The sequence below is a fragment of the Rhabdothermincola salaria genome (assembly GCF_021246445.1).
Classification (GTDB): domain Bacteria; phylum Actinomycetota; class Acidimicrobiia; order Acidimicrobiales; family Acidimicrobilacustridaceae; genus Rhabdothermincola_A; species Rhabdothermincola_A salaria.
Genome location: NZ_JAJQXW010000001.1, coordinates 1,626,588 through 1,646,834 on the forward strand (window position 1 = coordinate 1,626,588; position 20,247 = coordinate 1,646,834).

The 20,247-nt window shown below is 72.2% G+C and carries 15 protein-coding genes and 1 pseudogene; 4 read left to right on the plus strand and 12 right to left on the minus strand.

The window, feature by feature from the left end:
* Window positions 1–120: 120 nt before the first annotated feature.
* Window positions 121–1,242, plus strand: coding sequence for a phosphoserine transaminase (serC, locus tag LUW87_RS07565; protein ID WP_346742427.1), 1,122 nt, complete (start codon window positions 121–123; stop codon window positions 1,240–1,242).
* Between the two features lie 37 nt (window positions 1,243–1,279).
* Here the strand turns inward: serC and LUW87_RS19160 are convergent.
* Window positions 1,280–1,668 (minus strand): annotated as a pseudogene (locus LUW87_RS19160) (VOC family protein).
* A gap of 203 nt (window positions 1,669–1,871) precedes the next feature.
* On the opposite strand from LUW87_RS19160, the gene LUW87_RS07570 reads away from it, so the two are divergent.
* Window positions 1,872–4,331: an ATP-binding protein gene (locus tag LUW87_RS07570; protein WP_232670524.1), complete on the plus strand. Its 2,460-nt coding sequence runs from the start codon at window positions 1,872–1,874 to the stop codon at window positions 4,329–4,331.
* Window positions 4,332–4,352: 21 nt separating this feature from the next.
* Here LUW87_RS07570 and LUW87_RS07575 read toward each other — a convergent pair whose 3' ends face one another.
* The 4 genes from LUW87_RS07575 to LUW87_RS07590 form a co-directional block, all read right to left on the minus strand.
* Window positions 4,353–5,144, minus strand: coding sequence for a methyltransferase domain-containing protein (locus tag LUW87_RS07575; RefSeq protein WP_232670525.1), 792 nt, complete (start codon window positions 5,142–5,144; stop codon window positions 4,353–4,355).
* 176 nt (window positions 5,145–5,320) lie between these two features.
* Window positions 5,321–6,304 carry an SDR family NAD(P)-dependent oxidoreductase gene (locus LUW87_RS07580; protein WP_232670526.1) on the minus strand — a complete coding sequence of 328 codons (984 nt, stop codon included), beginning with the start codon at window positions 6,302–6,304 and terminating at the stop codon, window positions 5,321–5,323.
* Window positions 6,305–6,422: 118 nt separating this feature from the next.
* A complete protein-coding gene (locus LUW87_RS07585; RefSeq protein WP_232670527.1) occupies window positions 6,423–7,736 on the minus strand; it encodes a bifunctional o-acetylhomoserine/o-acetylserine sulfhydrylase in 1,314 nt (437 codons plus the stop codon).
* 235 nt (window positions 7,737–7,971) lie between these two features.
* On the minus strand, window positions 7,972–9,009 hold the full coding sequence (locus tag LUW87_RS07590; protein ID WP_232670528.1) for an aldo/keto reductase: 1,038 nt from the start codon (window positions 9,007–9,009) through the stop codon (window positions 7,972–7,974).
* 91 nt (window positions 9,010–9,100) lie between these two features.
* Here LUW87_RS07590 and LUW87_RS07595 point away from each other — a divergent pair, with 91 nt between their 5' ends.
* The gene (locus tag LUW87_RS07595) at window positions 9,101–10,282 is read left to right on the plus strand and encodes a cytochrome P450 (protein WP_232670529.1); all 1,182 of its coding nucleotides are present in this window, start codon (window positions 9,101–9,103) and stop codon (window positions 10,280–10,282) included.
* On the plus strand, window positions 10,279–11,196 hold the full coding sequence (locus LUW87_RS07600) for a TIGR03564 family F420-dependent LLM class oxidoreductase (RefSeq protein ID WP_232670530.1): 918 nt from the start codon (window positions 10,279–10,281) through the stop codon (window positions 11,194–11,196). The genes LUW87_RS07595 and LUW87_RS07600 overlap by 4 nt, the downstream gene beginning before the upstream one ends.
* An 82-nt stretch (window positions 11,197–11,278) precedes the next feature.
* Here the strand turns inward: LUW87_RS07600 and LUW87_RS07605 are convergent, their stop codons facing one another.
* From LUW87_RS07605 to ilvD, 7 genes are all read right to left on the minus strand, one after another.
* Window positions 11,279–12,433 (minus strand): fibronectin type III domain-containing protein, encoded by a 1,155-nt coding sequence (locus LUW87_RS07605; protein ID WP_232670531.1) that lies wholly within the window; start codon window positions 12,431–12,433, stop codon window positions 11,279–11,281.
* A gap of 90 nt (window positions 12,434–12,523) precedes the next feature.
* On the minus strand, window positions 12,524–13,366 hold the full coding sequence (locus LUW87_RS07610) for a metal-dependent hydrolase (protein ID WP_232670534.1): 843 nt from the start codon (window positions 13,364–13,366) through the stop codon (window positions 12,524–12,526).
* Window positions 13,367–13,587: 221 nt separating this feature from the next.
* On the minus strand, window positions 13,588–14,622 hold the full coding sequence (gene ilvC, locus LUW87_RS07615) for a ketol-acid reductoisomerase (protein ID WP_232670535.1): 1,035 nt from the start codon (window positions 14,620–14,622) through the stop codon (window positions 13,588–13,590).
* A 75-nt stretch (window positions 14,623–14,697) separates the two neighbouring features.
* Window positions 14,698–15,231 carry an acetolactate synthase small subunit gene (gene ilvN / locus LUW87_RS07620; RefSeq protein WP_232670536.1) on the minus strand — a complete coding sequence of 178 codons (534 nt, stop codon included), beginning with the start codon at window positions 15,229–15,231 and terminating at the stop codon, window positions 14,698–14,700.
* On the minus strand, window positions 15,231–16,958 hold the full coding sequence (gene ilvB, locus LUW87_RS07625; RefSeq protein ID WP_232670537.1) for a biosynthetic-type acetolactate synthase large subunit: 1,728 nt from the start codon (window positions 16,956–16,958) through the stop codon (window positions 15,231–15,233). Before ilvB ends, ilvN begins: the two co-directional genes overlap by 1 nt.
* Before the next feature lie 323 nt (window positions 16,959–17,281).
* Complete coding sequence (locus LUW87_RS07630; protein ID WP_232670538.1) at window positions 17,282–18,277, minus strand: glycine-rich protein; 996 nt, start codon at window positions 18,275–18,277, stop codon at window positions 17,282–17,284.
* Window positions 18,278–18,556: 279 nt separating this feature from the next.
* Window positions 18,557–20,239 carry a dihydroxy-acid dehydratase gene (gene ilvD, locus LUW87_RS07635; RefSeq protein ID WP_232670539.1) on the minus strand — a complete coding sequence of 561 codons (1,683 nt, stop codon included), beginning with the start codon at window positions 20,237–20,239 and terminating at the stop codon, window positions 18,557–18,559.
* Window positions 20,240–20,247 lie beyond the last annotated feature (8 nt).

Sequence of the window (20,247 nt, forward strand, 5' to 3'; positions counted from 1 at the left end):
GCGAACCTACCGGAGCCGCCCGGCCGGGTCAGCCCCGGGTTCCGGGGCCGCCCGTGGCGAGGCAGGATCGCATTTCTCCGCGACGCCGCACGATGGGAGACTTCGGACGTGAGCGCCGCCATCCCCGACATCGCCATCCCCGCCGACCTCAAGCCCGCCGACGGCCGCTTCGGCTGCGGGCCCTCCAAGGTCCGCCCCGAGGCCGTGGCCGCCCTCGCCGCCGAGCAGGACTACCTCGGCACCAGCCATCGCCAGGTGCCGGTGCAGTTCATGGTGAGCCGCCTGCGCAACGGGCTCGCCGAGCTGTTCGCCCTGCCCGACGGCTACGAGATCATGCTGGGCAACGGCGGCTCCACCCTCTTCTGGGACATCGCCACCTTCGGTCTCATCGAGCGCCGCAGCCAGCACCTCACCTTCGGCGAGTTCTCCTCCAAGTTCGCCAAGGCCGCCGCCGCGGCCCCGTTCCTCGACGACCCCCAGGTCCTGTCGGTCGACCCCGGCAGCCACCCCGACCCGGTGGCCGACCCCGCCGTCGACGTCTACGCCTTCACCCACAACGAGACCTCCACCGGCGTGGCCATGCCCCTCGTACGCCCCGAGGGCACCACCGCCGAGCAGGCGCTCGTACTGGTCGACGCCACGTCCGCGGCCGGGGGGTTGCGCTTCGATCCCGCCCAGACCGACGTCTACTACTTCGCCCCCCAGAAGTGCCTCGCCTCCGACGGCGGGCTCTGGCTGGCCGCGGTCTCCCCCGCCGCCGTCGAGCGCATCGAGCGCATCGGGGCGTCGGATCGCTGGATCCCCGAGTCGCTCAGCCTCACCACCGCGCTCGACAACTCCCGCAAGGACCAGACCTACAACACCCCCGCGCTGGCCACCGTGTTCCTGGCCGTGCACCAGGTCGAGTGGATCAACGACAACGGTGGCCTGCACTGGGCGGCGTCGCGCTGCGACCGGTCGGCCGAGACCATCTACGGCTGGGCCGAGACCCGGCCGTGGGCCACGCCGTTCGTGAAGGACCCGGACGACCGCAGCCACGTGGTGGCCACCATCGACCTCGACGACGCCATCGACGCCACCACCGTCTCCAAGGTGCTGCGCAAGAACGGCATCGTCGACACCGAGGCCTACCGCAAGCTCGGCCGCAACCAGATCCGGGTGGCGCTGTTCCCGGCCATCGATCCCGAGGACGTCGCCGCGCTCACCGCGTGCATCGATCACGTGGTCGACGCCCTGAGCTGAGCCCCGCCTCGTCCCGGGCGCCCGACCCCCGGGCCGCTCAGGTCGGCGGCGCGAAGAACTCGAGGGGTAGCCCGTCGGGGTCCCGGAACGACAGCCCGGAGCCGTAGCTGGCGTCCTCGATACCACCGTGGCGGATGCCGAGCTCGTCGAGCCTGGTCTCCCATCCTCCAACTCGTGCCGGTCGGCACACCCGAAGGACAGGTGGTCGAGCCCGGGGCGACGCTCGTCGAAACCGACGTCGTCGAGGCCGTCTGGGAACTCGTGCAGCCCGACGAGGGTGTCGCCGAGCGACCAGACGACGTGCCTGAACGGCCCCGTGTCCTCGTCCATGACCGGCTCGGTGCCGAAGAGCCGTGCGTACCAGGGCACGCTGCGCTCGAGATCGGTCACCGTGAGGGCGATGTGGGTGATCGACGGGAACGTCATCGGCGGCACCTCCGCGTCGGGTCGTTCCCCCGCGACCCTGGCGGCACTCCATGGCGGGGTCAAGGGCCAGCGGAGGAGCCGTACCTGCTGCGAACCTCCGGGGCGCGGTAGGTTCACCAGGGACTGCACAGAGCGCATCGAGCCCCGCCTCGGCGGGCACTCCCCGTGGCAGGGCTCCCCGGCTGGTCCGGGAGGGATCCTCGATGGCCCAGGCCCGCACGGCGAGAACCCGTTTCGGCGACCACGTCATCGACGCCGGGGCCCGCACCTTGACCCGCGGCGGGGTCGTCGTCGACCTCGAGCCGCGCACCTTCGACGTGCTGGCCTACCTGGTGGACAACCGCGACCGTGTCGTCCCCAAGACCGAGCTGCTCGACGAGCTCTGGGGCGACCGCTTCGTCAGTGAATCGGCACTCAGCACCCGGATCAAGCACGCCCGGGCCGCCATCGACGACGACGGCCGGCGCCAGCACCGCATCCGCACCGCCCACCGTGTGGGCTACCAATTCGTGGCCGAGGCCGAGGAGCTCGACGGACCGGGCCCCGACCTCCCCCGGACCGGACTCCCCGACTGGACCCTGCCCCGCCGCCGGGACCTCGTGGGACGGGACCGGGATCGTCGGGAGGTCACCGCACGACTGGACGGCCACCGGCTGGTGACGATCACCGGCCCCGCGGGCGTGGGGAAGACGGCGTTGGCCGAGACGCTGATCGCCGAGGTGGCCGCCCCCGACCCGATCGTCTGCCACCTCGCCGAGACGCGCGACCCGTCGAGTGTCGGCGACGTCGTGCTCCGGGCCCTGGGGCACGCTCGCCAGGGCGGCGGGGGGCCCATGGAGACGGTCCTGCGCGTCCTCGAGCGCCGCCAGGGACTGGTGCTGCTGGACAACTGCGAGCACGTGCTCGCGGCCGTGGAGCCGCTCGTCGCGGGGTTGCTCGCCCGCTGTCCCGGGGTCCGGGTCCTGACCACGAGCCGGGTGCCACTCGGGCTCGAGGACGAGAGCGTGGTGGTGCTCGGTCCGCTCGCCCTCGACGACGCCGTCAGGTGCTTCGCTCGCGGCGCCGCCGACGCCGGGGCCACGGTCGAGGTGGACGACCCCGCCCTGGTGGAGCTCTGCGAACGGCTCGACGGCGTGCCGTTGGCCCTGGATCTCGCCGCCGCCCGCACCCGGGTGCTGTCGCCGGCGGAGATGGTGCCGCTGCTCCGCGACCGCTTCCGCCTCCTGCGCGCCACCGTCGCGGGGGCCGAGCGTTCGCTGCACGCCGCCCTGGCCACCTCCTGGGACGCGCTCGACGACGTCCAGCAAGCGTTGCTCGCCGACCTCGCCGTGCTCGTCGGCCCGTTCACCCTCGACGATGCCCGCATGATCGCCCTGGCCGACGCCGATCCGTTCGACGTGGTCGACCACGTCGAACGCCTCGTGCGCCACTCGCTCGTCGTGGCCCGCCCGGCCGAACGGGGCAGGACGCAGTTCCAGTTGCTCGACTCGGTCAGGGACTTCGTGCTCGAGCAGGTGCCGCTCGACGACGATCGACGCCGGCGCCACGTCGCCCACTTCGTCCAACGAGCCGAGCACCTCGATGCCCGGTGCCAGACGGACCACATCGACGAGGCCATCGCCGAGCTCTCCGCCATCTGGTCCAACCTGCGCGCCGCGGTCGGGTACGGGCTCGCCATCGACGACGTCGACGCCGTGGGCCACCTGCTGCGGGCCGTGGTGGAGGTCGCCGAGCTGCGAGCCACCTACGAGGTGGCGGACTGGGCGGGTCGCGCCGTCGAACGGTTCGGCGACGAGCCGCAGTCGGACCTGCACGCGGACACGATGGCCGTCCTCTCCCGCATGCTGGCCCACCAGGGCCACGTCGAGCGCGCCGCCGAGCTCGCCCGCAAGGCGGCCGCGGCCCACCGCTCCCATCCCACTGCGATGGCCCTGGTGTGGTCCGCCTACTACCGAGGTGATCTCGACACCGTGGTCGAGCTGGCTCCCCAGCTGGTCGAACTCAGCCGGTCGGCTCGGGGCTTCGACCGGGGCTACGCCGATGGCTTCGTCGCCATCGTGGCCGCCGTGCGCCAGGACACCGACGTCACCTCGGCCACCGTCGAGCCCGACGACGCCGCCACCGGCGTGCTGGGCACGCTCGACGTCCTGACGGCCGGCCTTCGCGTGTGCGCCTCCGACCCCGTCCGGGCCATCGCGCTGCTCGAGGCCGTCGCCGAGACGTCGCTGGCACGCGAGTACCGGCTGCTCCTGGGGGCGGCGGCGAGCACCCTGACCCAGGTGGCGCTGCCGTCACGGCCGCCCCGGGAGGCCATGGACATCCTGCGACGCACCCTCGGTCGCTACCAGGAGCGAGGCATGTGGAACCTCGTCGTCGCCGACGTGGTCATGGCCGCCCGCCTCCTCGCCGACGCCGGTGAGGTGGATCTGGCGGCTCGCCTCCTCGGGGCGCGGGAGACATCCGGCTACTCCGTGGGGCTCTCCGAGGTGCTCGCGGCGCTGCTGCGCGACGAGCTGTCGGCGAGGCTGGGCGAGCGGGCCGATGAGCTCGTCGCGGAAGGACGCCGCTGGCGCCCGCCGGACGCCGCCGAGGCCGCCATCGGGGGTCTGGCGCGGGTGCTGGCCCGGGAGGAGCCACCGGAGCCAGACCCCGATGGGGCCTGACCCGGCGGCCCGGCCCGGCCCTCAGCGGCGCCGGGCGCGGAACGTGTGGCTGTAGACGTCGAAGGAACGGGCCCGCTCCTCACCCGGGGCTCCTCCGAAGGTGTCGACGGCCATCCCCACCGACAAGCCGGTGAAGCCGGCCTCTTCGATCGCCGCGCACCACTCGTCGACCGACCGGCCGCCGGCGATGCAGTCGGTCCACAGCCCGATGTCGCTGCGGGCTTCGTCGGGGACGTCGCGACCCACGGCGATGTCGGCGAACTGGAGCACCCCGCCGGGCCGCAGCACCCGCCGCGCCTCGCCGAAGACCCGGGCCTTGTCGGCGACGAGGTTCAACACGCCGTTGCTGATCACCACGTCGGCCCAACCGTCGGGAACCGGCAGGTCCTCGAGGATCCCGGCCCGGTAGTCGATGGTGTCGAGCCCCAGGGTGCTGGCCACCCGGCGGGCCCGCTCGAGCATCGCCTCGGTCATGTCGACGCCGATGACGTGGCCCTGGCGACCCACGACGTGGGCGGCGACCACGCAGTCGAAGCCGCCACCGGAGCCCAGGTCGACGACGTTCGCGCCCTCGGGCAGCGGAGCGGCCGAGAACGGGTTGCCGACACCGGCGAAGCTGGCCACGGCATCGTCGGGCAGCTCGGCCAAGAGGTCGGTCGGGTACCCGAGCCGTTCGGCCAGCGGCCGTCCGGTGTGGAAGTGGTACCCGGCCCCCGGGTCGGTGGCCACATCGGTGTACTTGGTGCGCACCTCGGCGCGCAGGGCCTCCGGGTCCACGGTGAGGGTGTTGGTGGTGGTGGTCGTGTCCTGCATGACTGCCTCCCTGGTCGAGCTGCGGTGCGTCCTCGCACCGCTGGGTCCACCATCGCCCCGGGCGGGCGCCGAAGTCCTTGCGGAACCCTGGCGGTGCCGTGGCGAGGGCAGCGATCGGCCCGGTGAGGCGCGGGTCGTCAGGGCTCGGGGGCCTGGCCCACGGTTTCTCGTCGCCGTCAGCGGGGACGGCGGTCCCAGTCGAGCGCTCCCCCGGGGCCCAGCTCGGCCGGCACCGGGCGACCCAGCGTGTGGGCCTGCCAGGTGACCTCGTCGTTCATGGACCGGGGGTACACCACCTCGTCGGTGGCCATCAGGTCGTCGACCAACGCGCCCCAGCCGGCCGGGTCGGCCTCGTCGTCGAGCCGGACCCCTCGGTTCTCGCCCAGCACGACCCGAGCGGCACGACCCCCACCGACCGAGAACGACTCCCCCGAGACCTCACACGAGGGGTGGCAGAGCCAGGCCACGAACGAGGCGACCGCCTCGGGTGGGAAGTGCTCGGCGAACATCTGCTTCATCGGGCCGTCGGGCAGGGAACGGGTGAGACGGGTGTAGGCGGAGGGCATGATCGCGTTGACGCTGATCCTCGACCGGCGACCCTGTCCCGCCAACGAACGGGTGAGGCCGTACAGCGCCGACTTGGCCGTCGAGTACGGCGGGGTGGTGGAGGCGCCGAACATGGCGCACGAGGAGGTCATGACCACCCGACCTCCCCCGCGGGCCTCGAGGCTGGGCCAGGCGGCGCCGGTGACGGCGATGGAGCCCTGCAGGGTGGCGTCGATGGTGGGCCGCCACTCGTCGGCCGCATCGGGCCCGATCGGGGTGCCGGCCCCGATGCCGGCGTTGTTGATCACGATGTCGACCCCGCCGAAGGCGTCGAGGGCGGTGGCCACCACGTCGGCGCCGGCGGTGATCACGTCGTGGGTGTCGGCGACGGCCACTCCGCCGACCGCCTCCACCTCGGCCACCACCGACTCGGCGGTGGGGACGTCATCGCCGTGGCGGAGCCCGACCTCGTTGACCACCACCCGGCAGCCCCGTCGGGCCAGGAGCAGGGCGTAGGCGCGACCCAGACCACCGCCGGCGCCCGTGATCACCGCCACCTGGCCGTCGAACCCCAGCGGCTCGGGCGCGTCGGTCGCCCCGGTTGCATCACCCACGTCGGTCCCCTCCTCCGACCCCGGACGCGGAACTGCCCGGGGAACGACGACGAGCGTACGTGCCCCGGGCAGGCTCAGCGGGCGCCCACGAGGGTGCCCGGACTCGGATCGGCGGTGCTCAGGAGCGAGCGGCGGCGAACCCGGCGTCGAGGTCGGCGATGATGTCGGCGACGTCCTCGAGGCCCACCGAGAGCCGCACCAGCCCGGGCTCCACGCCGGCGGAGACCTGCTCCACCTCGGTGAGCTGCGAGTGGGTGGTGCTGGCCGGGTGGATGGCGAGGCTGCGCACGTCGCCGATGTTGGCCACGTGGCTGTGCAGCTCCAGCGCCTCGACGAACTTCTGGCCGGCCTCCTTGCCGCCCTTGATCACGAAGGCCGGCACCGAGCCGGCGCCCTTGCCCTGGCCGTAGCGCTGCATGCGCTCGTGCCAGCGCGAGCCGGGCAGACCGGAGAACTGCACCGACTCCACCTGGTCGTGGTTCGCGAGGTACTCGGCTACGGCCTGGGCGTTGGTGTTGTGGCGCTCCATGCGCAGGCTCAGCGTCTCGACACCCTGGAGGAACAGGAAGGAGTTGAAGGGCGTGATCGCCGCGCCCATGTCGCGCAGGAGCTGCACGCGGGCCTTGATGATGAAGGCGCCGGGGCCGAGCGCCGGCCAGTACGTGAGGCCGTGGTAGCTCGGGTCGGGCTCGGTGAACATGGGGAACTTGTCGTTGGCCGAGAAGTCGAAGCTGCCGCCGTCGACGATGACGCCGCCGATGGAGGTGCCGTGGCCGCCGATGAACTTGGTGGCGGAGTGCACCACGATGTCGGCGCCCCACTCGAGGGGTCGGATGAGCCACGGCGAGGCGACGGTGTTGTCGATGATGAGGGGCACACCGTTGTCGTGGGCCACCTTCGAGATGCCCTCGATGTCGAGCACGTCGTTGCGAGGGTTGCCGATGCTCTCGCCGTAGAAGGCCTTGGTGTTGGGCTGCACGGCCGACGCCCACGCCTCGAGGTCGTCGGGGTCGTCGATGAAGGTCACGTCGATGCCGAACTTGGGCAGCGTGTAGTGCAGGAGGTTGTAGGTGCCGCCGTACAGGGCCGCCGAGGCCACGACGTGGCTGCCGGCCTCGGCCAGGTTCATGATGGCGTAGGTCTCGGCCGCCTGGCCCGAGGCCACGGCCAGCGCTCCGGGGATGCCGATGGCGGTGCTGGTGGCACCCTCCAGGCTGGCGATGCGCGCCTCGAACACGGCCTGGGTGGGGTTCATGATGCGGGTGTAGATGTTGCCGACCTCGGCCAGGGCGAAGAGGTTGGCGGCATGGGCGGTGTCGCGGAACTGGTACGAGGTGGTCTGGTAGATCGGCACGGCCCGAGCCCCCGTGGTGGGGTCGGCCTCCTGCCCGGCATGGATCTGGCGGGTGTCGAAGCCCCACTGCTCGCTCATCGGTTCTCCTGAGGTGCGGTCACGGTCACCACGACGGTCGTGTGACGACGGTTGCGGGCAGCCTACGGCCCCGAATCCTGACCAACCAAGTCGGATTTAGACGCCGGTCACGCGCCTGCGACAGGTCAGCGCCAGACCGCCGAAGCTGTCAGGGAACAGCGCCGAGGGGTAGCGCCCTTTCCCGACAGGTTCGACGGTCGGGGCGCGCGGGGCGAGGCGGGAGGGACCGGGTGCGTCAGCTGCGCCGGGGCGGGCGGCGACGCTGGCGAGCGTCGCCGACCATCGGGGGGGTCCACCCGGCGTCGGCCCAGGTGAAGTTGGTGCCCGGCGGCACGATCTCGTCGATGCGGTCGAGCACGTCGTCGGAGAGGCGGACGTCGGCCGCCCCCAGCTGGCTGGTCAGCTGCTCCATGGTGCGGGGCCCGATGATCGCCGAGGTGACCGCCGGGTTGTTGGCCACCCAGGCCACCGCCATGTGCACCAGGCTGAGCCCGGCCTCGTCGGCGAGCCGGCCCAGGGCGTCGGCCGCCTCGAGCTTCTGGCTGTTCCCGGGGATCGACAGGTCGTAGCGGGCCGGTGTGCGGATGGCTCGGTGGCTGGAGGGGTCGTCGCCGGCGAGGCGACGCTTGCCCGACAGCCAGCCCCCGGCGAGGGGGCTCCAGGGGATGACCCCCATGCCGTGGCGCTGGCAGGTCGGCAACACGTCGGCCTCGATGCCGCGTACCAGCATCGAGTACGGCGGCTGCTCGCACACGAAGCGCTCGCGGTGGCGCCGCTCGGCCACCCACTGGGCCTCGACGATCTCCGACGCCGGGAAGGTGGAGCTGCCGATGTAGCGGACCTTGCCCTGGTGGACCAGATCGGACAGGGCGGCGAGGGTCTCGTCGACGTCCATGTTCGGGTCCGGTCGGTGCACCTGGTAGAGGTCGATGTGGTCCGTGCCCAGCCGGCGCAGGCTGTTCTCGACCTCCCGTATGATCCAGTGGCGCGACGCCCCGCCCTGGTTCGGTCCCTCGCCCATCGGGGCGTAGAACTTGGTGGCCAGCACCACCTCGTCGCGGCGCCCGGCGATGGCCTTGCCCACGATCTCCTCGGACTCGCCGGCGGAGTAGACATCCGCGGTGTCGATGAAGTTGATGCCGGCCTCGAGGGCGGCGTGGATGACGGCCACCGAGTCGTCGTGGTCGGGGTTGCCCCACTCGCCGAACATCATCGCCCCGAGGCACAACGGGCTCACCTGCAGCCCCGTTCGTCCCAGTCTGCGGTAGTGCACGTCGTCCCCCTCGGTCGCGGCTCGCCGCCACCGTACCGGCGGCCGACGGCTCCAGCTCGACCGGCGCGGTCGGTGACTAGGGTCGACGGCGATGCTCTCCTACGACCCCCACGACCCGCGGTGGCTCGTCGACGGTGTTCCCTTCGACCACCTGGCCCGCATCCGAGCCGAGCAACCGGTGTGCCCGACACCCACGGGAGCCCGCTACCTGTCGCGCTACGCCGACGTCGAGGCCGCCCTCAAGGACGTCGACACCTTCCGCGCCGATCTCGGTGTGCTCTCCGGCCTCGGCGGCGTCGAGGAGGTCCCCGACGAGCAGCTCTACCTCTCCGAGATCGACGAACCCCGCCACGGCCAGATCCGTCGGCTGTTCAACGCCACCTTCGGACCCCATCGCATCGCGGCGGAGGCCGACTTCGTGGAGCAGACCTGCCACCGCCTCGTCGACGACCTCGTGGCCCACCCACCGGGGGACCTCCACGCCGGCTACGCGCTGCCGATCCCCGGGCTGGTGATGGCCCACATCATGGGCCTCGAACCCGAGGCCGCCACCCACTTCATGGCCTGGTCGGGCGACGGCCGCATCATGCAGCGACCCTGCACCCCGGGCGTCGGTGACGCCCACGAGCCCCACCGCTGGTTCGCCGAGGTGCTGGCCGCCCGGCGGGCCGACCCCGACCCACCCGACGACGTGTTCGCCCGGCTGGCCGGCGCCGAGGTCGAGGGCGAGCCGCTCACCGACACCGAGATCCTCACCCAGCTCCAGTTCATGGTGCAGGCCGGTGTGCACACCACCCGCGGCCTGCTCACCCACCTCGCCGGCCGCCTGGTCGCCGAACCCGAGCTGTTCGCCCAGCTGCGCCACGACCGGGCCCTGGTCCCCACCTTCGTGGAGGAGTCGCTGCGCCACGACGCGCCCGTGCAACGCACCAGCCGGCGCTGCACCCACGCCGTGGAGTTCGCCGGCGAGCACTTCGACACCCTCGACTGGGTGGAGATGGGCATCGCCTCGGCCAACCGCGACGAAGCCGTCTACGACGACCCCGACGCCTTCCGCCTCGACCGACCCGAGCCTCGTCGGCACCTGGCGTTCGGAGCCGGCCCCCACGTGTGCCCCGGCGCCGCCCTGGCCCGGTTGGAGGGCACCGTCTCGGTGCAAGTGCTGCTCGATCGCTGCCGCTCGCTCGACGCCGTCGCCGGCGCCACCTATCCGCCCGTCCCCGGGAACCTGGGCCACGCGCCCATCCCCGCCGTGCTCGTGGAGGACACATGACCCCCGCCATCTCCTTGTGGGCCGGCCACGACACCGTCACCGTCGACGCCCTCACCGAACGGGTGCAGGCCGCCGCCGACCTGGGCATCCCCGGCGTCTGGGTGCCCCAGACCGCCGCGCTCGACACGCTCACCGCACTGGCCGTGGTGGCCGATCGCGTGCCCGACATCGCCGTCGGCTCGGCGGTGGTGCCCATCCAGGGCCGCCACCCGATCGCCCTCGCCCTACAGGCCCTCACCCTGGCCGACGTCGCCGGCGCCGACCGGGTCACTCTCGGCATCGGCGTCACCCACAAGCCGGTGTCCGAGGGGTGGTTCGGCATCCCGTACGCCGACGTGGTGGGCCTGGCCGCCGAGACCCTCGAGGTGCTCGAGGCGCTCCTCGCCCCGGAGCGCACCGCCGCGGTCGAGGGCGAGCACCTCACCGCCCGCATCACCCTGGGCATGCCCGTGGCGCCGCCGGGCATGGTGGTCGCCGCCCTCGGCCCGAAGATGCTCGATCTCGCCGGCCGCCACAGCGACGGCACCGTGACCTGGATGACCGGGCCCGTCGCCCTCGAGCGCGACGTGGTGCCCCGCCTGGCCTCGGCGGCCGAGACCGCGGGGCGCCGCGCCCCCCGGGTGATCGTGGGGCTGCCGGTCTGCGTGACCGACGACGTCGCCGGCGCCCGCGAGCGGTTGGCCCCGATGATGGCGGGACCGGTGCACATGGACTCCTACCGAAGGATGGTGGAGGCCGAGGGCATCGCCGACCCCGTCGACCTGGTGGTCCTGGGCGACGAGGACACGGTGGCCGCCCGCATCGAAGGCCTCGCCGACGCCGGGGCCACCGAGCTGCTGGCCAATGTGGTCGGCGAGCCCGGCGAACGCCTCCGCACCCTCGACCTGCTCGCCCGGCTGACCCGCTCGTCCTGACCGGCGACACTCACCACCCGACGCGACAGGGCCTGCCGGGGGGCGGGCCCTTCCCGGTGTCAGTGGTGCCTACAGGCGTCGCTCAGCCGGTGAAGCGGGGCGTGACCGCCACCGGGTTGGCGGCCGTGCCGCCGGCACCACCCGAACCGCCGGTGCCGCCGGCGCCGCCGGTGCCGCCGGTGGTGGTCGGCGTGGCCGAGCCCGAGGGGGTGACCTCGTTGGAGAGGACCGAAGGGGCCGAGACGCCGCCGTCACTGATGGCATTGACCACGAAGGCGTAGGTCGTGCCGTTGGTGAGGCCGGTGACCACGCAGCTGGTGGCGGGGGCGATGGTGGTGCAGCCGGCACCACCGGGTTCGGCGGTGGCCTCGTAGGAGGTGGCGCCGGGCACGGCGTCCCAGCTCACGGTGGCCTGTCCGTCGCCGGCCACGGCGGTGACTCCCGTGGGGGCGGTCGGCGGCAGGACCTCTTCCTCGAGCTCCTCGGGGGTGAGGGCGGTGCCGGACCAGATGCGCAGGTCGTACACCTTGCCCGAGGGGGTGGCTTCCTCGTCGACCACGTTGTCGTCGAAGAAGAAGCCGAGGAGCGTGCCTCCCTTGCCGTTGCCCATGGCCAGGGACTCACCGGTGGGGTCGTTGGTGGTGAACACCTGGGTGAGGTTCCCGTCGCCGCCCACGGCGTAGACGGTGAAGGTGCCGCTCACCCCACCGGTGCTCTGGCGCACGGCCACCAGGTCGAGCACGGTGTTCGCCGGGTAGGCCGACGGGCTGGTCTCGGAGAAGGGGTAGAACTCGAGGAAGCCGTCGTAGAAGTAGAAGCCGTTGTCCGACGTCTGGTTCTCGTAGTCGATGATCTTGCGGTAGCTGCTGACCTGGGAGAACGAGAACTTGAGGGCGAGCGTGTACGTGTCGCCGATCGGCGCGCTGGTGTTGACGCGGAACCCTCCGCCGTTGAGCCCGCTGGAGGTCCACTCCCAGAAGCCGCCGTTGCCGTCGGAGCCGAACCCGCTGGAGGTGTTGCACGGGTTGTCCGGGCACGCGGGGACGGGTTTGAGCGTGCTGCCGCCGGCCTGGTCGGTGACGGTGCCGTCGAAGGTGTAGTGCACCGTGGGCGCCGGAGCGGCCGCCGAGGCGGGCCGGGCCACCAACCAGGTGGACATCACGAGAGCGACGGCGACCAGCACCGCCATCAGGGTGCGCGGTCGGGCGATCACGGCCAAGGGCGAGGGGGCACTCATGGCCGGGAAGCTTAGGCGCGTCACCGTGGCGCTGGGCCCGGATGGTGCTCGGGGCCGGGCCGCGGCCCCGGTCGACCGCGGGCGGACCGCTCACCTGTCCGGCAGGTCGCCCTCGAGGAGGGGGACGGTGCCGGTGGCGGGATCGAAGTAGCGCAGCCAGGTGACGAGCCCCGGTGGGTCGGTGAAGTCGCGGGGATGGTGGCCGGGGAAGCTGGCCACCACGAGGTTGGGGACGGTGACGAAGCCGATGCTCACCGCCCAGGGCACGAGGCGCAGCCAGGGCAACGGCGACCAGCGCCACCGCGATCCCCAGAGCTGGGCGAGGACGGCCAGCACGGTGAACCAGGCCAGCAGCGACAGCGTGGTGAACGCCGCCAGGGCGTAGCGCAGGCGGGACCCGTCGACGGCCTCGTACACGTCGTGGGCCACGCTCTTGTGCTCCACCTCCTCGGCCAGGTGCCAGCGGAACAGCGCGGCTGTCGACGGCTCCACCCCGTCGAAGAGCACGCGGTCGTGGCGGTCGGCCCACCGGGCGATGCTGAAGGCGATCGTCTCCGACGCGGCGGCGAAGGCCAGGCTGAAGCGGGTGCTGCGGGTGCGGTCGAGCCATCCGTAGGACCGCCTCGCCCACCCCTCGACGCGCACGAGGCCCGGCCGATCGACGGTGAGGCGGTCGTTGAAGCGGCGGTGCTCGCCGTGGTGGCGCGCCTCCTGGGCGCAGAAGGCCACCGCCGTGGACCGCAGCGGCTCGTCGAGGTCGTGCGCCACCCCCCGGACCGCCCGCACGAAGTACGGCTCGGCGTAGGGCATGAGCAACGAGACGGCGTTGACGGCGAAGGCCAGCTCCGGGCGTCGGGCGTTCCATGCCGGGTCGACCTCGTCGCCGTGGGCGAGGCGCACCCGTCGCTCGGTCAGCCCACCCGTCGAGGTCACCACCCCATGCTCGCACCCCCGGACGGACGGGCCCCCATCCCCCGGGACGCGAGGAGGGCCGGCCCCCAGCAGGGCCGACCCTCGACATGAGGCATCACGTGTCACTGCTCCCGCACCGCCGTCACGCGGGAGCACGTGAGCCCCGGGCACGATCGCAGTCAGGTGGCGGGTCGGGAGCGCCAGCGACCCCGCCACACGCGGCGCTCCGCGCCGCCAGGGACTCAGCCCTGGGCGCCGCCGGAGGTCTCCGAGACGCTCTTCCGACCGGCGGAGATCCACGGCATCATGCCTCGCAGCTCCTTGCCGGTGGCCTCGATGGGATGCTCGGCGCCGGCCTTGCGCAGGGAGTTGAACTTCTCGCGGCCCGACTCCGACTCGGCGATCCACTCCTCGGCGAACTGCCCCGAGGTGATCTCGGCGAGGATCTTCTTCATCTCGGCCTTGGTGTCGGCGGTGATGACGCGGGGACCGCGGGTGACGTCGCCGTACTCGGCGGTGTCGGAGATGGAGTAGCGCATGCCGGCGATGCCCTCCTCGTACATGAGGTCCACGATGAGCTTCACCTCGTGGAGGCACTCGAAGTAGGCCATCTCGGGCTGGTAGCCGGCCTCGGTGAGGGTCTCGAACCCGGCCTGCACCAGAGCGGTGAGGCCGCCGCACAGCACGGCCTGCTCGCCGAAGAGGTCGGTCTCGGTCTCCTCGGTGAAGGTGGTCTCGATGACCCCCGCCCGGGTGCCGCCGATGGCGTCGGCGTAGGCCAGGGCCAGGTCGCGGGCGTGGCCGGTGGCGTCCTGCTCCACGGCGATGAGGCAGGGCACGCCGCCACCCTCGGTGTAGGTGCGGCGCACGAGGTGGCCCGGCCCCTTGGGGGCGGCCATGGCGACGTCGACGCCGGCGGGCGGCACGATGCGGCCGAAGCGGATGTTGAAGCCGTGGGCGAAGAAGATGGCGTCGCCCTCGGAGAGGTTGGGGGCGATCTCGGCGTCGTAGACGGACTTCTGCTCGGTGTCGGGCAGCAGGATCATGATGACGTCGGCCCACGCGGTGGCCTCACCGATCGGGAGGACCTTCAGGCCCTCGGCCTCGGCCTTGGCCTTGGAGCTCGAGCCCTCGCGGAGGCCGACGACGACGTCGACGCCCGACTCCTTGAGGTTGAGGGCGTGGGCGTGGCCCTGGGAGCCGTAGCCGATCACCGCCACCTTGCGGTCGGCGATGAAGGAACGGTCGGCGTCGGCTTCGTAGTACACGGTGGCCACGGGAACTCCAGTCTGGGAGGGATTACGGGGAGAAGAGGCGGGCGCGTCGCGGCGCGTCCGGGGAACCGGGAGAGGTTAGGACGCGTCGGCGACGGCGGAAAGCTCCGGGGATCGCCGCTCGATGCGGGGCAGGGCCACCCGGCCGGTGCGCTGGAGCGCGACCACGCCGTAGTTGGCGATGAGCTCGGCGAAGTCGTCGAGCTTCTGGGGGTGGCCCTCGAGCACCAGGGTGATCTCGTCGAAGCCGACCCCGACGACGCGACCCTCGAACACGCCGATGAGCTCGATGACCTGGCCGCGCGTCTCAGGCGGTGCCTCCACGGTGACCAGCAGCAGCTCGCGCTCCACGGCGTCGCCGGGAGCCAGCTCGTCGATCTGGACCACGTTCACCAGCTTGTCGAGCTGCTTGACGATCTGCTCGAGGGGTGCCTTCTCGACGTCGACCACCGCGGTGATGCGGCTGAAGCGCTCGTCGTCGGTGGGGGCCACGGCGAGGGAGTGGATGTTGTAGCCCCGGCGGGCGAAGAGGCTCGACACGCGGGCGAGCACGCCCGGCTTGTCCTCGACGAGAACCGAGAGGATGTGCTGGCGACGGGTGGACGTGGGCATCAGGACTCCCCTGGGCCGATGACGATCTCGGAGTTGGTCCTGCCGGAGGGGACCATCGGGAAGACCTTCTCCCGGGCGTCGGTGCGGAAGTCGATGACGACCGGCCGGTCATCGATGCTGTTGGCCTTCTCGATGGCGGGCAGCACCTCCTCGGGTGACTCGACCCGCATGCCCACGCACCCCATGGCCTCGGCCCACATCTTGTAGTCGGGCAGGTCGGGCGAGAGGTACACCTCGCTGTAGCGCTCCTCGTAGAACATCTCCTGCCACTGGCGCACCATGCCGAGGTAGGCGTTGTTCAAGATGGCGATCTTCACCGGGATGCGCTCGGCCGCCGCAGTGACCAGCTCCTGGGCGGTCATCTGGAAGCAGCCGTCGCCGTCGACGGCCCACACCATCTTGTCGGGGCGGCCGACCTTGGCCCCGATGGCCGCAGGCACGGCGAAGCCCATGGTGCCCAGCCCCCCGGAGTTCACCCAGGTGTAGGGGTGGTTGAACTTCCAGTACTGCGAGGTCCACATCTGGTGCTGGCCCACCCCGGAAGCGACGATGGTGTCGTCGGGGGTGTTGTCGCGCAGCTGCTCGAGGACGTACTGGGGCTTCAACAGCTCACCGGGCTCGGACTGCTCGTAGCTGATGGGGTGCTTCTCCTGCCAGCCGCTCACCGTGGAGCGCCACTCGGAGCGGTCCGGTTGGTTCCCGGGGGCGCCGAGCTCCTTCAACGCCACGATGAGCTCCTCGATGACGAGGCGGGCGTCGCCGGTGATGGCCACGTCGGGCCGGCGGACCTTGCCCAGCTCGGCGGGATCGATGTCGACGTGGATGATCTTGGCGTCGGGGGCGAACCCGTCGAGCTTGCCGGTGACCCGGTCGTCGAAGCGCGAGCCGAGGGCGATGAGCAGGTCCGACTCCTGCATGGCGGTGACCGCCGTGTAGTTGCCGTGCATGCCCGGCATGCCCAGGCACAACGGGTGATCGTCGGGGATGGCGCCGCGGGCCATGAGGGTGGTGACGACCGGGAGGTCGAGCAGCTCGGCCAGGGCGGTGAGCGCCTCGGCGCCCCGCGCCTTGAGGATGCCGCCACCGGCGTAGATGACCGGGCGCCGGGCGGTGCCGATGAGCTCGGCGGCAGCCCTCACCAGGTCCGGATCACCCTCCATGCGGGGGTTGTAGCCGGGCATGTCGACGGTCTCGGGCCAGTACCAGTCGAGCGCGGAGGCCGGGTTGGTGGGGTCGACGATGTCCTTGGGGATGTCGACCAGCACCGGCCCGGGGCGCCCGGTGGTGGCGATGTGGAAGGCCTCCCGGATGGCCCGGGGGATGTCCTCGGCCCGGGTGACCAGCTCGTTGTGCTTGGTCACCGACCGGGTGATGCCGACGGTGTCGACCTCCTGGAAGGCGTCGGTGCCGATGGCCTTGGACGCGACCTGGCCGGTGATCACCACGAGCGGCACCGAGTCCATGTAGGCGTCGGCCAGCGGGGTGACGATGTTGGTGGCCGCCGGCCCGGAGGTCACCATGGCCACGCCGGGGCGGCCGGTGACGTGGGCGTACCCCTCGGCCATGTGGCCGGCGCCCTGCTCGTGGCGCACCAGGATGTGGCGGATCGGCGAGTCGATGATGGGGTCGTACACCGGCAGGATGGCGCCGCCGGGCAGGCCGAAGATGACGTCGACCCCCTCCAGCTCGAGAGATTTGATGAGGGCGGAACCGCCGTTGGTCTTCATGGTGTGGTCCTCGGTGCGGGGCGTGGTGGCGTGGGGAGGTGGGGCTGGACGGTCGGGGAGGCGGCCGCTCGGCGGCGAAAACGCAACCGACCTCCCGCAAGTGGGAGGTCGGGGACGCGCACGCGGCGAGAGAGGCCGGCGTGCGCTAGCGGAGTACTACGAGCGAGATGACGATGATGTCCGCGGGGCTCATAGGCCGACCAGTGTGCCAGGCCCGCTGCGCCGGCGGCAACTCGGGCCGACAGCGAGGCCCAGCCGAACGCGACGGTGGCGGGCCCGAGGGCCCGCCACCGAGGACGACGCTTGGCTGGTGCGACGAGCGATCAGCCGGTGAAGCGGGGGGTGACCACGGCCGGCCGAGCGGCCGTAGTGGTGCTCGGCGTGGGGGTGGACGTGGTGGTGGTGGTGGGAGCCACACCGCAGTCCGCGGGCTGGTCGGCCGGGTCGTAGCTGATGACCAGGGCACCATCGCCCTCGTTGAACCCGGTCTCGAACACTGCGCCGGCCGGGCCGTAGCTGGAGCCGCCACCGCCGCCTGCGGCGGCACCACCCCCGCTCACCACGGCGCCGCCGCCGCCGCCACCGAAGTAGCCGCCGCCGCCGCCACCGCCGCCGCCGTTGTAGAGGTCGGGGGTGTTGTCGACCGTGCCGTCGCCACCGTCGCCGCCGTCGAACGTGACACCCGCGCCGGCGGTGACGCTGCCGCTGTAGTCGACGCCCGCCGCGCCCCCGGCCGCTTGGGTGCCGCCGCCACCGCCGGTGGTGGCGGCCTCGCTGCCGTCGGCACCGGCCACCCCGACCTCGCCCCCGTCGCCACCGTCGCCTTCACCCACGCCGGCGAAACCCCCGACACCGCCCCCGCCGCCGGCCACGACGAGGGGTTCGGGTCCGTCGGGGATCAGCCCGGAGAGACCGCCACCGCCGCCACCGCCCGAGGTGACCTCCTGCGCGGTGCCACCGTCGCCGCCGCCACCGACACCGCCAGCGCCGCCGATGCCCTCCACGGCGTCTTGCCCCTGGCCGCCGACGACCACCACGAGCTCGTCGCCCGGCGTCACGGTGACCGTCGCCAGCACCCGCGCACCGAGACCGGCCGCGAGGCCGCCTTCGGGGCCCCCCTCGTCGTAGCCGCCCGAGGCACCCCAGGCCTCGACATCGATCTCGCAGATCCCGGTCGGGACGATCCAGTCGAGCACGCCCGGCACCTCGAAGCCCTCCACCACCGGCTCCAAGGACTGGCCGCCAGCGGTGGCCGGCAGCACCAGCACCGAGGCCACGGCCACGGCCGCTGCGGTCACACCACGTCGAGTCCGTCGCATCACGGTTCCTCCATCGAGTTCGAGTCGGACGAACAGTAGTGGGCCGGGCAACTGCCGCGCCGGGATCCCGCCAGTGCCCAGCAGGTGACCGACCCGACACCCGATCGGGATCGTCTCGAAGCACGGCGGGCGCCGGCGCGAAGGCCGGCGTCGCCGCGACGCTGACCCCCACCAGCGCCCGTGCTTCCGCCGACCCCGAGACGCGCAGTGCCGTGAGCCCGGACGGGCGTCGTCGATGGTGACGCCGGCAGCCGGACCCGCCGTCGCTCGTTCGCCGAGCTACTTCGGCAGGGTGATGGCGCCCTTCTCGGCGCCCTGGGCCAGGCTGGCGTACTTGGCCAGCACACCGCTGGTGTAGCGGGGCTCGGGGAGCTTCCACTCGGCCCGACGACGCTCGAGCTCGGCGTCGTCGACGAGGAGGTCGATGGTGTGGCTCACCGTGTCGATGACGATGCGGTCACCGTCGCGCACGAAGGCGATGGGCCCGCCGTCGACGGCCTCGGGGGCCACGTGGCCGATGCAGAAGCCGTGGGTGCCACCGGAGAAGCGACCGTCGGTGACGAGGGCGGCGTCGCCACCGCGGCCGGCGCCCTTCATGGCGCCGGTGACGGCGAGCATCTCGCGCATGCCCGGGCCGCCCTTGGGACCCTCGTAGCGGATGACCACCACGTCGCCGGCCTGGATCTTGCCGGCCATGATCTCGTCCATGGCGGCCTGTTCGCCGTCGAACACCCGGGCGTTGCCCTCGAATCGGTCGAAGTCGATGCCCGCCACCTTGACCACCGAACCGTTGGGGGCCAACGACCCGGTGAGCACGGCGATGCCGCCCACGGCGTGGATGGGATCGGACAGGCGGTGCACCACGGCTCCATCGGGAGCGGGAGGTCCGATGTCGGCGAGGTTCTCGGCCACGGTCTTGCCGGTGACGGTGAGGCAGTCGCCGTGGATGAGCCCGGCCTCGAGCAGCTCGGCCATGACCATGGGCACGCCGCCCACCCGGTCGAGGTCGACCATGTGGTACTGACCGTGGGGCTTGGTGTCGGCGATGTGGGGCACCCGGGCGGCGACCTTGTTGAAGTCGTCGAGCTCGAGCTCGACCCCGGCCTCGGCGGCGATGGCCAGCAGGTGCAGCACGGCGTTGGTCGAACCGCCGAGGGCCATGGTGACGGCGATGGCGTTCTCGAACGCCTGCTTGGTCATGATCTGGCGGGGGCGGATGTTCTGGCGCAGCAGCTCCATGACCGCCTCGCCGGACGCCTTGGCGTAGTCGTCGCGCCGGCGGTCGACGGCGGCCGGTGACGCCGAACCGGGCAGCGACATCCCGAGGGCCTCGCCGATGGAGGCCATGGTGTTGGCGGTGAACATGCCGGCGCAGCTGCCCTCGGTGGGGCAGGCGTTGCGCTCGATGGCGTCGAGCTGCTCGGCGGTGATGGCGCCGGTGGCCTCGGCCCCCACCGCCTCGAAGACCGACACGATGTCGAGGACCTGGCCGTTGGCGTTGCCGGGCAGGATCGACCCGCCGTAGACGAACACCGCGGGCAGGTTGAGGCGGGCCGAGGCCATGAGCATGCCGGGGAGGCTCTTGTCGCAGCCGGCGAAGGAGACGAGAGCGTCGAAGCGCTCGGCGTGCATGACCGTCTCGACCGAGTCGGCGATGACCTCGCGGCTCACCAACGACGCCCGCATGCCCTCGTGGCCCATGGAGATGCCGTCGCTTACGGCGATGGTGACGAACTCGATGGGGAAGCCCCCGGCGGCGCGAACACCGTCCTTGGCCCGCTTGGCCAGGCGGTCGAGCGGCAGGTTGCAGGGCGTGACCTCGTTCCACGACGAGCACACCCCGACCTGGGACTTCTCCCAGTCGTCGTCGCCCATGCCGATGGCCCGCAACATGGCCCGGGCCGGGGCCCGCTCCTTGCCGGAGGTGACCTCGTGGGAGCGGGGCTTCATCGGGTCGGTCATGGGCCGAG